Below are 13,528 nucleotides of genomic sequence, written 5' to 3' on the forward strand. Positions count from 1 at the left end.
CGCGATCATGTTCGCGGACATCATGCTGCCGCTGGCCTCGCTTGGGATCGGTTTCGAGATCCGCGAGGGGGGTCCGGTGGTGGACGAGCCGATCCGCTCAATGGAGCAGATCCGAGGGCTGCCGCGGATCGCCGTGAAAGAGGCCGTCCCGGCGGTCATGGAGGCTATCTCCCTCGTCCGCGGCGAGCTGAACGGACGGGTGCCCCTGATCGGCTTCTCCGGGGCGCCGCTCACCCTCGCCTGCTACCTCGTGGACGGGCGCCCCAGCCGCGAGTTCTCCGAGACGCGCTCGTTCATGTTCCGCGAGCCGCACGCCTGGGACGAGCTCATGACGCGGCTGACCGACATGGTCGTCGAGTACCTGACCGAGCAGGCGGCGGCCGGAGTGCAGGCCGTGCAGCTTTTCGACAGCTGGGTGGGGGGCCTCGGCCCGTCGGACATGGAGAGGTTCGTCCTGCCCTACACCCGCCGCATCTTCGACGCGATCGCGCACCTCGGCCTGCCCAGGATCAACTTCGGGACGAACACCCACGGGTTCCTGGAGCTGATGGCGGCACCCGACTGCGAGGTCGTCGGCGTGGACTGGCGGGTCCCCCTGGACGAGGCGTGGCGCAGGATAGGGCCGGACCGCGGCATCCAGGGCAACCTCGATCCCGCCGTACTTTTCGGCCCCCCGGACCTGATCAAAGCCCGCGTCAAAGACGTCATGGACAGGGCCGGCGGCCGGCCGGGGCACATCTTCAACCTCGGACACGGCGTGCTCCCCGGGACGCCGCTGGACAGCCTCAAGTTGATGGTGGACGAGGTGCACGCGTCATGACCGTCGGCGTGATGCTGATGGCCTACGGGAGCCCCAGGACGCTGGACGAAGTTCGTCCGTACCTGCAGGACATCCGCGGCGGGCGTCCACCCTCAGACGAGGGGGTGCAGGAATTGACGGAGCGCTACCGCCGAATCGGGGGTTCGTCGCCTCTCGTGGACATCACCCAGCGCACGGCGCGGGCCCTGGAGGCCCGGCTCGGCCCGGACCGCTACCGCGTTCGCGCGGGTATGAAGCACTGGCACCCGTACATTGCCGAGTCGGCAGCCGACCTCGAGGACTGCGACCGCGTCATCGGGCTGGGCCTGGCCCCTCACTTCTCGCACATGAGCATCGGCGGCTATGAGTCTCGGCTTCGCGATGCGCTGCAAGGAGGCCCCGACGTCTCAGTGGTCAGGTCGTGGTGGCGGGAGCCGGCGTTTGTGGAGTTCACTTCCGCGGCCCTGCGCGATGCACTGGCAGATTGGGAGCCGAGCGGCACACGCGTGTTCTTCACCGCCCACAGCCTCCCGGAGAGAATCCTCGAGCAGGGCGACCCCTATCGCGATCAGCTCTCGGAGTCCTCAAGGCTGGTCGCCGAAGCCGCCGGCGTCGACGGCTGGGAGTTCGCCTTCCAGAGCGCCAGCCACACCGGCGTCCCCTGGCTCGGCCCGGACATCCTCGACCGCCTCGATGCTTTCGCCGCCGAAGGAGGCAGGCGTGCGGTCGTGGTGCCCATCGGGTTCGTGAGCGAGCACCTGGAGATCCTGTTCGATGTCGACGTCGAGTGCGTCGAGAAGGCTCAGGCGATCGGGCTGGAGTTGCGGCGCACGGCGCTGCCGAACGACGACCCGCGCTTTGTCGAGGTCCTGGCGTCAGTTGTCGAGCGCGCGGAGTCCGGCGACCTGGGCGCCGGGATGCCGGAAGACCGTGCGGGGGTGCCCGCGTGATCATCGCGCTCAGCGCCGGACGTGAGGCCCCCGCCGGCCTGAGGTCGAGGCTGGCGCTGGACGAACCGGCGCAGCGTGAGGTCCTGCGGGCGTCGAGGTCCGCGGTGGCCGAGCTGGTCGTATTGTCCACGTGTCACCGCACCGAGTTGTACGCGGCCGTGGAGTCACCGGTCGCGGAGGCCGTTCACTCGGTGGCCGCCTTGCTCCCCGGCCTGCAGCCGACCGACTCGCAGGACCTGCGCCTGATGGAGGGGGCCGAGGCGGTCGAGCACCTGTTCCGCGTCGCCTCCGGACTGGACTCGCTCGTCGTGGGGGAGCCGCAGGTGCTCGGACAGGTTCGCCGTGGGTTCGTGCTCGCGCAGGAGGAGGACGCCGTCGGCCCCGTGCTCGCGAACATCCTTGGACGGGCCATCCGCCTCGGACGTCAAGTTCGCAGCGATACGCCCCTCGGACGAAATGCCGGAAGCATCGGCTCGCTCACGGCCGGATTCCTGATCACGCGGCTGGACGGCCTGAAGGGCAGGGCCGGGTGCGTCATCGGTACAGGGGAGGCCGCCCGCGATGCCGCATGCGAGCTTTCCGCGGCAGGCGCGGACCTGACAGTGGTGGGCCGGAGGCTGGAGCCGGCGCAGTCGCTTGCCTCAGAGCTGAACTCGAAACACGCGGATGTATCGGACCTGAAAGCGGTGCTGTCGGGGTCCGACTTCGCCGTCGTGGCCGTCTCCGGCGGGCCGGTGCTCACCTCGGAGCACGTCCCGGCCAGGCCGCTGGTCGTGGTCGACCTGTCTGTGCCCCGGGCCGTGGAGGCGATCGACCGCCCGGGGTTGGAGGTCCGCTGTCTGGAGGACATCCCGGTCCCCGGCCGGTGGCCGGAAGGACTGCGGGAGGCCGAGGACATGGTCCGCCGCGAGGTCGCCGAGCTGGAGCTGTGGGCGGACACCCGCGCCGCGGGCCCGTCCATCCTCGCGCTGCGCGCGCGCGCCGAGAGCATCGTCCGCGAGGAGGTTCGCAAGGCCGCCCAGTCTATGGACGCCGGTCCCGATGAGGCCCAGCGGATGGCCCAGATGGCGCTGCGGATAGCGAACAAGATCCTGCACGGACCCCTGACGGCCCTTCGCCGCGCGGACCCGCAGTCGCGCGAGCTGATCGAGCGGATGTTCGGCCTGGACCGTCCCGTTTCGGTTTATCCCGACGACCAGGAGGCAGCCGACGCATGACCGCTGAGAACAGGGTGCTGATGCGCTACGCGCTGTTCAAGGTGGACCCGGCGTGGCGTCACCTGGGGGCCGAGGAGCGGTCCCTGCACAAAAAGGAGCTCGCGGAGCTGATCTCGTCCGACCTGCCCCTGCAGGTGCATCCCTATTCGACCGTGGGACTTCGCGCGGACGCCGACCTGTGCCTGTGGCTGCTCGCCGACGACGCGCACCCCCTGCAGGAGTTTCAGTCGCGGATGAACGCGACGGGCCTGGGCCGGTACCTGCAGCCGACGCACTCTTTCCTGGCCATGACGCGCAAGTCGATGTACCTGAAGGGACACACCCACGAGGGCCAGGAGGCCGACGCCCCGGCCGGACCCGCCGGCGGGACGTATCTGTTCGTCTACCCGATGGACAAGCTGCGCCCGTGGTACCGGCTTCCATTCGAGGACCGCCGCCGCATCATGGGCGAGCACTTCAAGATCGGACACCGCTACCCGGGTGTGAAGATCCACACCGGCTACTCGTTCGGCATCGACGACCAGGAGTTCGTCGTGGCTTTCGAGGCCGAGACGGTGGGGGAGTTCCTGGACCTGGTGATGGAGCTGCGGGAGTCGGAGTCGTCCAGCTACACGGCCCGCGACGTGCCGATCTTCACCTGCGTCCGACTGCCGATCGACCAGATCCTCGACCAGCTCGACGGCGCATCGTAGCGCGCTCCAGCTAGGGCTCTGACCAGCGCAAACGCCTGGCGCGCCCGCCGAGACTCGAACTCGGAACCTGCGGATTAGAAGTCCGCTGCTCTGTCCAGTTGAGCTACGGGCGCCGACTGCTCAGTATGCCCGGCCCCCGCGGCGGGACAGCAGGACCCCACCTGCGGCGAGGCCCAGCCAGAACAGCCCGGCCCCCATCGCGCCCCCGCCGGTCCTGGCCAGACCGTCCTCAGCTCCCGTCGCGGCTCCCGCTGCGCCCGGACGGGGCGTCGCCGCGGCCCCCGCACCGGCCGAACCCGCCCCCGTTCCGGCCCCCGAGCCGGAGGAGCCCGCTCCGGTCCCGGCTCCCGTACCCCCTCCGGCCCCGGCTCCCGTGCCCCCGGCTCCGGGGGCAGGCGTGGCGGGGCGGGCGGTGGCGGTGGGAGCGGCAGGCGTCGGCGAAGTCTGCGCGGCGCCGGTTCGCGGGGATGCCGTAGGTGCGACGGAGGTGATGGGCGCCGCCGGGGAACGGCGCACGTCAGATGTAGGAGTCGGCAGAGCGAAGGCCGGGGAGGCGGTTCCGGACGGGGACGCCGTCGCGTCCGCGAACGGCTGCGTGAGGTCGGCCCCCCGGTTGGACAGCACCAGGGCGGCGATCACCGCGAGCACGACCGGGACGAGCGCCAGCACGAGCACCGGCACACGGCGCGACCCGGACTTCGTCTGTGTAGAAATGGTTCCTCCCGGCGAAACTTCGGCACCGCCACTGTATCCAACGCCTGCGCCCACTCAACGGAACTGGTGCGGCGTCCAGGACGCGAGAGAGGGGTATGTCCCCCTATGGGTGGCTATTCAGAGCGGGAGAAGGGAATCGAACCCTCATGGCCAGCTTGGAAGGCTGGGGCTCTACCATTGAGCTACTCCCGCAGCCAGCCGATTGTACCGGGCGTGGGCCTGCGCGACCCCGTGCGCCCGGAAACACTGGTCGGGCCGGCGAGATTCGAACTCGCGGCCTCCTGCTCCCAAAGCAGGCGCGCTACCAAGCTGCGCCACGGCCCGATGACGCAAGTGTATTCCGCCTGCGCCTCTATACTGGGCGCCCTCCCTGATGAAGACATCCGTCGCCCAGATCGGGCAGAACAAGTTCAAGCTGACCGTCCAGGTGCCGCCCGAGGACGTGTCAAAGATGCTGGACCGCACATACAAGCGGCTCGCCGGCGAGATCAGGGTGCCGGGATTCCGTCCGGGCAAGGCTCCAAAGCCCATCATCGACCAGCGTCTGGGCGCCGAGTTCGTCCGCAGCGAGGCTCTCAAGGACGCGATCCCGGAGCTGTTCCAGGAGGCCGTGCTCGAGTCGGACCTGGACATCGTCTCCCCGCCGTCTATCGATGTCACCTCGTTTGAAAGCGGGGGAGAGCTGGTGTTCGACGCGACGGTGGAGACCCGGCCCACCCCCGAGCTGCGGGAATACGTGGGGCTGAAGGTGGCGCGGCCCGACTCGGCGGTCACCGACGAGGAGGTCCAGGAGCAGCTGGAGCGGCTGCGCGTCCGCCTGTCGCCCGTGGAGGTCGTGGAGAGGCCGGCCCTCGAGGGCGACTTCACTCTGATCGACCTGACGACCACCCGCGACGGCGAGGTCGTGGACGACGTGTCCGCAAAGGACCTGCTCATCGAGCTAGGGGCGGGGATGGTGGTCCCGGAGCTGGACTCCGAACTGGCGGGCAAAAGCCGCGGTGACATTCTGGACGTCCCGGTGACACTGCCCGAGAGGTTCGGCGACAGGGCCGGGTGGGACGTGCGGATGCAGGTGCTGGTAAAGGACGTGAAGGCCCGGAAGCTCCTGCCCCTCGACGACGATTTCGCCAAGACGGCCTCGGAGTTCGACACGCTCGAGGAGCTTTCCTCGGACATCCGCAAGCGCATCGAGGAGATAAAGACCCAGCAGGCCGACGCTGCCTTCCGCGAGAGGGTCGTGGAGGCTTTCCTGGAGCACGGGGTGTCCGTGGACCTCCCGGAGGGGATGGTCGAGATGGAGGTCGACGCCATGGTGGAGAACCTGGCTCGCTCCCTCAACGCCCGCGGCGCTTCGCTCAGGCAGTACCTGGAGGCGGAGAACATCGACTTCGAATCGGCCAAGGCCCGGCTGCGGCCGGGGGCCGAGCGCTCGATCACCCTGCGCCTGGGCCTGGACGCGCTGGCGGCCGCCGAAGGGCTCGAAGCCACCGAGGACGACCGCGCAAAGGAAGTCGAGCTCCTGTCCCAGCGGCTGGGTGCCGAGCCCGATGACCTGCGCAGCCGGCTCGACCAGGGTTCGAATTGGGCGTCCGTCGACGGTGATATCATCAGGGCCAAGGCCCTTGACTTCCTCATCGCGCGGGCCGAAATCACGACGGAGGTCCAGCCCCCATGAGTTCAGACGATCGAATCAGCCACGTCCGCAACTACCTGGTCCCGATGGTCGTGGAGCAGTCCAGCCGCGGCGAGCGCGCCTTTGACATCTACTCGCGGCTGCTCAAGGACGGGATCATCTTTCTGGGCACCCCCATCGACGATCAGATCGCCAACCTGGTGATGGCCCAGCTGCTGTTCCTGGAGTCCGAGGATTCCGACAAGGACATCAACATCTATATCAACTCGCCCGGAGGCAGCATCACCGCTCTCTTCGCGATCTACGACACGATGCAGTACGTGAAGAACGCCGTCTCCACGACGGTGATGGGCATGGCGGCATCCGCCGCGGCCGTGATTCTGGCTTCCGGAGCGAAGGGCAAGAGGTTCGCGCTGCCGCACTCACGCGTCCTGATCCACCAGCCCCACGCAGGCGGAATCGCAGGTCAGGCGGTGGATATCGAGATCCACGCGAGGGAGATCCTGCTGTACCGCAAGATGATCGACGAGATCCTCGCCCTGCACACTGGACAGTCCGTCGAGAAGATCGGCAAGGACACCGACCGCGACTTCATCATGAGTGCTGAAGAAGCCAGGGACTACGGTATGGTGGACGAAGTGATCGCGGGCACCATCGGACTGGCGCTCGTCGGCGGGGCCGAGGCCGAGGGCAACGGCAAGAAGTAGTCGAGCTCACGGGAGACGGCGAGTGGCTAAATTCGGCGACGACCTGCTGAAGTGCTCGTTTTGCGGCAAGTCCCAGAAGCAGGTCAAGAAGCTCATCGCCGGCCCGGGCGTCTACATCTGCGACGAGTGCATAGACCTGTGCAACGAGATCATCGAGGAGGAGCTGGCCGAGCCGAGCGAGCCGCGGCTCGAGGAGCTCCCCAAGCCCCAGGAGATCTCGGAGTTCCTCGATAACTACGTCATCGGCCAGGAGCAGGCCAAGAAGACGCTGTCCGTAGCGGTTTACAACCACTACAAGCGCATCTTCATGGGCCCGACCCCCGCCGACGCCGACGTTGAGCTTCAGAAGTCCAACATCCTGATCCTCGGCCCCACCGGGACCGGCAAGACCCTACTCGCGCAGACGTTGGCCAAGATGCTCAACGTCCCGTTCGCCATAGCGGACGCCACCGCGCTGACCGAGGCGGGCTACGTCGGCGAGGACGTGGAGAACATCCTGCTCAAGCTGATCCAGGCCGCCGACTACGACGTCAAGCGGGCCGAGACCGGGATCATCTACATCGACGAGGTCGACAAGATCGCCCGCAAGTCCGAGAACCCGTCCATCACACGGGACGTCTCGGGCGAGGGGGTCCAGCAGGCCCTGCTGAAGATCCTGGAGGGCACGGTGGCCTCGGTTCCCCCGCAGGGGGGCCGCAAGCATCCCCACCAGGAGTTCATCCAGATCGACACGACCAACATCCTGTTCATCTGCGGCGGTGCCTTCGCGGGCTTGGAGAAGATCATCGAGTCGCGGGTGGGCCGCAAGGGGATCGGCTTCGGCGCCGACGTCCGGCGCATCGGCGACAAGGACCTCGGCGAGATCTTCTCGCACGTTATGCCGGAGGACCTGCTCAAGTTCGGCCTGATCCCGGAGTTCATAGGCCGGCTGCCGATCCTGACCTACGTCCACAACCTGGACGAGGGCGCGTTGGTGCGGATCCTCACTGAGCCGCGCAACGCGATCGTGAAGCAGTACCGCAAGTTCCTTGAGTTCGACGGCGTCGACCTCGAGATCCGGGAGGACGCGCTGTATGCAATCGCCCGGGAGGCGCTCAAGCGCGGGACCGGGTGCCGCGCTCTGAGAGCGATCGTCGAGGAGGTCCTCCTCGAGACGATGTACGAGATTCCGTCCCGCAAGGACGTGGAGAAGTGCGTCGTCACCAAGGAGACGGTGTCGAAGGAGGCCCCGCCGACCCTGGTCACGCGCGGCGGCGAGCGCCCCTCGCGCTCCAAAAAGGAACGCTCGGCCTAGGCCGCACCTCCGGCGGCCGAGCACTCGTCGCCCGTGACGGACCCGACGGTCACGCTTCTGTCTTCGGTCGATGACTTCTGGGCCTCCGCAGGTGAGTTCCTGCTGGCCCGGGAGGCCGAGCACTGCCTGATCATCGGTCTCTGCGCCAATCTTCGGCAGGGGATGACCTACGGGGACGCGCTCCCGGTGTTCGCGGTCGTCAGTGACAAGGGCCGGACACAGGGCGTCGCTATGAGGACGCCGCCGCACCCCGTGACGCTGTCGGAGTTCGACAGCCCAGATGCGGTCCGGCTGGTGGCGAGGGAGCTATCAGCTGCAGACCCGGCCCTCAATGGGGTGTCGGGTCCGGCGGCACGAGCCGCGGACTTCGCAAAAGCGTGGACGTCGATCACCGGGGCGAGCGCTTCGCGGGTGATGTCCCTGCGTGTGCACCGGTTGGAGAAGTTGAATCCGCTGCCCTCCGTCCCAGGCCGCATGCGCCCCGCGGAACCGCAGGAGCTGGGCCTCCTGGCCTCCTGGGCCGCCGCATTCCACGCCGAGGCACTCGGATCGCACGACGAGGACCCGGCGAAGATCCGGGTTGGGCTCGAGGGGCGCTTGGCGGCGCCCGGGGGCGGCCTGGTCGTGTGGGAGGACGGCGAGATCGTATCGATGGCCGCCTTCGGCGGACCCACGCCCAACGGGATCCGAATCAACCTCGTATACACACCGCCACAACTCCGAGGGCGTGGTTACGCGAGTGCCTGCGTCGGGGCGCTGTCCGAGCGACTGCTGGAGCAAGGCCGTCGCTTCTGCTTTCTGTTCACCGACCTCGCGAACCCCACGTCCAACAAGATCTACGCGCGGATCGGCTACGAGCGGGTCGCGGACGTGGACCGCTACGACTTCGCCGCCCGGCCCTACAGGTAGGTCAGGTTGCCCAGGGGAAGGCTGGTCACCGGGCTTGTCCGTGGGCGTCCGGCGGCTCCCGCAGGTGCCAGTCCGTGGCTTGCTGGTACTGCGACACGACCGACAGCAGGACCTCCTCGCTCCACTCCCGCCCTATCAGCTGGGCCCCCACAGGCAGGCCCCCGGCAGTGAAGCCCACGGGGAAGGCGACCGCCGGAAGGCCCACAAGGTTGACCGGCATCGTGCACCGGGCGATGCCGGCTCCAACCTCGTTCACCGCTCCTCGCTCGACGTCTCGATCGAGGGGATCCATCGGCACCGCCGGCATCGGGGTGGCCGGTGAGATCAGCACGTCACACAGCGTCAGCAGCCACTCGAACGCGCGCGCGACCCGGCGCCGGGTCTGCACGTGGCCGGCGTAGTCGCGGCCGCTTACCCCCTGTCCGATCTCGAGCACGCGGGACACGTCTGAGCCGACGTCCGCTGATTCGGACAAGTGCCCGTGGTGGTGGGCCAGATGTGCGGCGGCGATCGCCGCCACTGCTTCGCGTGCCTCGTCGGGATCGGGGCCGTCCATCTCGTCGACGCGCGCTCCCATGTCTTCCATGGCTCTGGCTGCGGCCTCGACGGCCGATCTCGTGTCCGGGTGCGCGGGAGAGAGGTACCCGGTCAGGATGCCCACCTTCGTCCCCATCATCGGCTGTGGTTCCGGAGGCAGCGATGGATCCTGCCGGGACCAGAGGTCGTCCGGATCGAAGCCGGCGAGGATGCGGTGGACCGTGAGGCAGTCCTCGGCGGTCCTCGCGAGAGGGCCGGCGGTGTCCAGAGGCGGTGCGTAAGGCATCGCGCCCCGCATGCTCACCGCGCCGTGCGTCGGCTTGAGTCCGGTGAGTCCGCAGAACGATGCGGGGATCCGGATCGACCCGAGTGTGTCGCTGCCGATCGCGACCGGCACCGCCCCGGACGACACGGCCGCCGCGGATCCCCCCGACGATCCTCCCGGGCTGCGCCCCGGCGCCCATGGGTTCCAAGCGGGGCCGAAGCTGGAGGCCGAATTGGTGCCGCCCACCGCCAGCTCGTGCTGGTTGGTCTTTGCCACGACGACAGCGCCGGCCTCCGTCAGCCGCTCGACCACGGCGGAATCGGCAGCGCCGACCCGCCCCTGGTACGCGGCGCAACATCCGGTGGTCGGCAGGCCCCTGATGTCGAACAGGTCCTTGACCGCAACCGGGACCCCCGACAGCGGCCCTGGGGGCCGGCGCGCAGCGCGCTCCCGCGCCTGCTCGTCCATGACGCACGTGAAGGGATTCAGCGTCGGTTGGACGCGCGAGATCGCCTCCAGGCTCTCTTCGAGCAGCTCCTGTGGAGAGGCCTGACCCGACTGGACCAGTACCGCGTTTTCGGCAAGCGTTCGCATGGGATGAGACTACGCGGGCCGGTCAGGGTACCCTGGACCCCCATGAGCAGCCAGCGCGACTTCCGTACGGGCGCCTTCGGCTCCCGAGTACCCGGCTGATCCGGCCGGACCGCTGCTGCCCTCCGGCCGGTTCGTCTTCTCCCCCCCGAACAGACGAGGATGGCCGACATGAGTGATCTGGCAAAGGTTTACGACCCCAAGGGCGTCGAGTCGCGCTGGTACGACTACTGGCGCGGGCGCGGGCTTTTCGCCGGGGCCACAGGTGCTCCGGGGCGGCAGCTCTCAATCGTCATCCCGCCGCCCAACATCACCGGCGCGCTGCACATGGGCCACGCGCTCAACGGGACTCTCCAGGACATCGTCGCGCGCCGCGCCCGCATGCAGGGACGGCCCACGATGTGGCTGCCGGGGACGGACCACGCCGCCATTGCCACGCAGAACGTGCTGGAGCGCCGGCTCGCGGAGGAAGGCATCTCCCGTCAGGAGATGGGGCGCGAGGCGTTCGAGGCGAGGTTCTGGGAGTGGAAGCAGGAGTACGAGGCGCGGATCCTGGACCAGTTCGCGAAGCTCGGCTGCTCGCTTGACTGGGACCGCACCCGGTTCACGATGGACGCTGGCCTGTCACACGCCGTGCGCACCGTGTTCGTGCGGCTCTACGAGGAAGGACGCATCTACCGGGGCACCCGGATCATCAACTGGTGCCCGAGGTGCGTCTCGGCTCTGTCCGACATCGAGGTCAAGCACTTCGATCGCGACGGAGAACTGGTGACGCTTCGGTATCCGTTGTCCGACGGATCCGGCCACATCACGGTCGCCACGACCCGAGTCGAGACGATGCTCGGCGACTCGGGGGTGGCCGTAAGCCCGGATGACGACCGGTACCGCCACCTGATCGGCTCGACCGTCCGGCTCCCGCTGATGGATCGCGACATCCCGATTGTTGCCGACGAGTCGGTGGACGCCGAATTCGGTACCGGCGCCGTCAAGGTGACCCCTGCCCACGACCCCAACGACTTCGACATCGGACAGCGCCACGGCCTCGAGCAGATCAACATCTTCGACGAGCGGGCCCAGGTGAACGAAAACGGGGGCCGGTTCGCCGGGCTTGACCGCTTCGAGGCGCGCAAGACCGTCCTGGAGGCTCTACGGGAGCGGGGACTCGTGGAGGCGGAGGAGCGTCCCTACCTGCACTCGGTCGGTCACTGCGACCGATGCGACTCGATCATCGAGCCCTGGCTGTCCGAGCAGTGGTTCGTGGCTATGAAGGAGCTGGCCGCTCCTGCCGTGGAGGCCGTCACCTCCGGCCGGATCCGCATCATCCCGGCACAGCCGTTCGAGAAGCAGTACCTGGACTGGATGACCAACATCCGCGACTGGTGCATCTCGCGGCAGCTGTGGCTCGGTCACCGGATCCCGGTCTGGTACTGCGCATCCGGACACACCTTCGCGTCGATGGAGGAGGCTCCGGTCGCCTGCGCGGAGTGCGGCGGCAGCGACATCGAGCAGGACCCCGACGTCCTGGACACCTGGTTTTCTTCCCAGCTGTGGCCGTTCTCCACCCTCGGCTGGCCCGAGGAGACGGACGACCTCCGTTACTGGTACCCAACGACTGTCCTGGTCACGGCCTACGAGATCCTTTACCTGTGGGTCGCGAGGATGATCGTTGCCGGACTCCACTTCATGGGTGAGGTCCCGTTCCACGAGGTTCTGATCCACGGCATCGTCCGGGACTTCGAGGGCAAGAAGATGTCCAAGTCCAAGGGCAACACGATCGACCCGATGGACCTGAGCGACCGCTACGGAACCGACGCACTGCGCTTCTCGCTGGCGCGTTCCGCCATCCCGGGGCAGGACACCAACGTCGCCGAGGAGTGGATCGAAGGAGACCGCCGGTTCGCCAACAAGCTCTGGAACGCCTCTCGATTCGTCCTGTCCAACCTGGGCGAGCAGCCCCCAGAGGGCCTTCCCGCCGAGCCGGCGCTGCCGGAGGCGTGGATTCTGTCGCGCCTCGCGCAGACGGTGCGCGCTGCCGACGCCGCGATGGACTCCTACGAGTTCGCGGAGGCCGCCCGGTCGATCTACCAGTTCGTCTGGTCGGAGTTCTGCGACTGGTATCTGGAGATGGCAAAGCTCGGACTGCGCGACGAGTCCACCGCTCCGGCGGTGCGGTCGGTCCTGCACCATGTGCTGGACACGACCCTGCGGCTGCTGCACCCCCTGATGCCGTTCGTGACGGAGGAGATCTGGCAGCGCCTGCCCGGGCGCGGCGACGACGAGTCGATCATGACCGCCTCCTGGCCCGCGGACGAGAGAATGCATCTGGATCCCGACGCAGAACAGCGGATGGTCCTGCTCCAGGAGCTCGTCGTGGAGATACGCAGGTTCCGCCACGAGCACTCCGTGGCGCCCAGGACAAAGATCGACGCCGTCGTGGTCGCCCCTGCCGCGCACGCTCAGACCATCCAGTTGCACAGCCAGGAGCTCCGCGCTCTGGCCGGCCTGGAGGAACTGACCCTGGCGGAGGCGTCGCCCGGCACCGGCTGGTCCCGGATTGTCGTGGGACAGGCTGAGGTCTACCTTCCGCTGACTGCCGTCGCAGATCCGGCCGCGGAGCGTGGCCGGCTGACCAAGTCCATTTTCGATCTGCAGGCGCAGGCGGATCGCGCGAATGCCAAGCTCGACAGCCCCGGGTTCATGGACCGCGCGCCCTCCGACGTCGTGGACAAGGTCCGGGGGCAGCTCGCGGAGGCACAGGCTCGCATCGAGAAGCTCCGTGCCCAGCTCGAACAACTCCCCGACGGCTAAGGGACGCCGGCGCCCGTGGAGTTCGCCGAGGCTGTTCACTACCTCGAGCAGCGCATCGTGTTCGGGATGCGCCCGGGGTTGGACCGTGTGGCGGCGCTGACCGAAGCCCTCGGCCGGCCGCAGGACTCATTCCCTTCCGTGCATGTGTCCGGGACCAACGGGAAGTTCTCGGTGGTCGAGATGGTGCGGTCGATGCTGTCTTCGCTGGGGCTCAGCGTCGGGTCGTACACGTCCCCGCACCTTGAAAGCGTCTTGGAGCGAATCCAAGTGGGGGACGCTCCCATCGACGAGCAGTCGTTCGCGGCCACCCTCGCCTATCTGAGGCCGTACATGGAGATGGTCGAGGAACGGCTGGCTGAGCGCCTGACCTACTTTGAGCTGCTAACTGCCATGGCGCTGGAGGTGTTTTTCG

Annotated in this window: 12 protein-coding genes and 3 tRNA genes; 10 read left to right on the forward strand and 5 right to left on the reverse strand. The window is 68.0% G+C overall.

Annotated features, from left to right (window positions below; translation table 11 throughout):
• The 4 genes from VNE62_09690 to VNE62_09705 all read left to right on the forward strand — a co-directional run.
• Positions 1-820, forward strand: an 820-nt coding sequence (locus tag VNE62_09690) for a uroporphyrinogen decarboxylase (GenBank protein ID HVE92553.1), incomplete at its 5' end; no start/stop codon positions are given.
• Positions 817-1,749, forward strand: a complete 933-nt coding sequence (hemH, locus tag VNE62_09695) for a ferrochelatase (protein HVE92554.1) — start codon at positions 817-819, stop codon at positions 1,747-1,749. The genes VNE62_09690 and hemH, both read left to right, overlap by 4 nt.
• The gene (gene hemA / locus VNE62_09700) at positions 1,746-2,966 is read left to right on the forward strand and encodes a glutamyl-tRNA reductase (protein ID HVE92555.1); all 1,221 of its coding nucleotides are present in this window, start codon (positions 1,746-1,748) and stop codon (positions 2,964-2,966) included. The genes hemH and hemA overlap by 4 nt, the downstream gene beginning before the upstream one ends.
• Complete coding sequence (locus VNE62_09705) at positions 2,963-3,658, forward strand: chlorite dismutase family protein (GenBank protein ID HVE92556.1); 696 nt, start codon at positions 2,963-2,965, stop codon at positions 3,656-3,658. The genes hemA and VNE62_09705 overlap by 4 nt, the downstream gene beginning before the upstream one ends.
• Before the next feature lie 36 nt (positions 3,659-3,694).
• Here VNE62_09705 and VNE62_09710 read toward each other — a convergent pair.
• The 4 genes from VNE62_09710 to VNE62_09725 all read right to left on the reverse strand — a co-directional run bounded on the left by VNE62_09710 (position 3,695) and on the right by VNE62_09725 (position 4,696).
• Positions 3,695-3,771: transfer RNA gene (locus VNE62_09710), tRNA-Arg, on the reverse strand.
• 7 nt (positions 3,772-3,778) lie between these two features.
• Complete coding sequence (locus tag VNE62_09715; GenBank protein ID HVE92557.1) at positions 3,779-4,339, reverse strand: hypothetical protein; 561 nt, start codon at positions 4,337-4,339, stop codon at positions 3,779-3,781.
• A gap of 154 nt (positions 4,340-4,493) precedes the next feature.
• Positions 4,494-4,564 (reverse strand) — tRNA-Gly (locus VNE62_09720).
• A 55-nt stretch (positions 4,565-4,619) separates the two neighbouring features.
• Positions 4,620-4,696, reverse strand: a tRNA-Pro gene (locus VNE62_09725).
• A gap of 49 nt (positions 4,697-4,745) precedes the next feature.
• Here VNE62_09725 and tig point away from each other — a divergent pair.
• From tig to VNE62_09745, 4 genes are read left to right on the forward strand one after another with little or no spacing between them, the layout of a single operon-like run.
• Positions 4,746-6,047 carry a trigger factor gene (gene tig, locus VNE62_09730; protein ID HVE92558.1) on the forward strand — a complete coding sequence of 434 codons (1,302 nt, stop codon included), beginning with the start codon at positions 4,746-4,748 and terminating at the stop codon, positions 6,045-6,047.
• Positions 6,044-6,712 (forward strand): ATP-dependent Clp protease proteolytic subunit, encoded by a 669-nt coding sequence (locus VNE62_09735; GenBank protein HVE92559.1) that lies wholly within the window; start codon positions 6,044-6,046, stop codon positions 6,710-6,712. The genes tig and VNE62_09735 overlap by 4 nt, the downstream gene beginning before the upstream one ends.
• Positions 6,713-6,734: 22 nt before the next feature.
• Positions 6,735-8,006, forward strand: coding sequence for an ATP-dependent Clp protease ATP-binding subunit ClpX (gene clpX, locus VNE62_09740; protein HVE92560.1), 1,272 nt, complete (start codon positions 6,735-6,737; stop codon positions 8,004-8,006).
• Positions 8,007-8,039: 33 nt separating this feature from the next.
• Positions 8,040-8,915, forward strand: coding sequence for a GNAT family N-acetyltransferase (locus VNE62_09745; GenBank protein HVE92561.1), 876 nt, complete (start codon positions 8,040-8,042; stop codon positions 8,913-8,915).
• Positions 8,916-8,940: 25 nt separating this feature from the next.
• Here VNE62_09745 and VNE62_09750 read toward each other — a convergent pair whose 3' ends face one another.
• The gene (locus VNE62_09750) at positions 8,941-10,311 is read right to left on the reverse strand and encodes an amidase (protein HVE92562.1); all 1,371 of its coding nucleotides are present in this window, start codon (positions 10,309-10,311) and stop codon (positions 8,941-8,943) included.
• Between the two features lie 168 nt (positions 10,312-10,479).
• Here VNE62_09750 and VNE62_09755 point away from each other — a divergent pair, with 168 nt between their 5' ends.
• Positions 10,480-13,116, forward strand: coding sequence for a valine--tRNA ligase (locus VNE62_09755; protein ID HVE92563.1), 2,637 nt, complete (start codon positions 10,480-10,482; stop codon positions 13,114-13,116).
• A gap of 15 nt (positions 13,117-13,131) precedes the next feature.
• Positions 13,132-13,528, forward strand: a 397-nt coding sequence (locus VNE62_09760) for a dihydrofolate synthase (GenBank protein HVE92564.1), incomplete at its 3' end; no start/stop codon positions are given.

The organism is Actinomycetota bacterium (genome assembly GCA_035536535.1).
Taxonomy (GTDB): Bacteria; Actinomycetota; JAICYB01; order JAICYB01; family JAICYB01; genus DATLNZ01.

What these genes read in the sequence shown, in the direction of transcription:
- hemH (HVE92554.1), top strand. Translation starts at nt 817, where the DNA reads ATGACCGTCGGCGTGATGCTGATGGCCTACGGGAGCCCCAGGACGCTG.
- VNE62_09705 (HVE92556.1), top strand. Translation starts at nt 2,963, where the DNA reads ATGACCGCTGAGAACAGGGTGCTGATGCGCTACGCGCTGTTCAAGGTG.
- tig (HVE92558.1), top strand. Translation starts at nt 4,746, where the DNA reads ATGAAGACATCCGTCGCCCAGATCGGGCAGAACAAGTTCAAGCTGACC.
- VNE62_09735 (HVE92559.1), top strand. Translation starts at nt 6,044, where the DNA reads ATGAGTTCAGACGATCGAATCAGCCACGTCCGCAACTACCTGGTCCCG.
- VNE62_09750 (HVE92562.1), bottom strand. Translation starts at nt 10,311, where the DNA reads ATGCGAACGCTTGCCGAAAACGCGGTACTGGTCCAGTCGGGTCAGGCC.
- VNE62_09755 (HVE92563.1), top strand. Translation starts at nt 10,480, where the DNA reads ATGAGTGATCTGGCAAAGGTTTACGACCCCAAGGGCGTCGAGTCGCGC.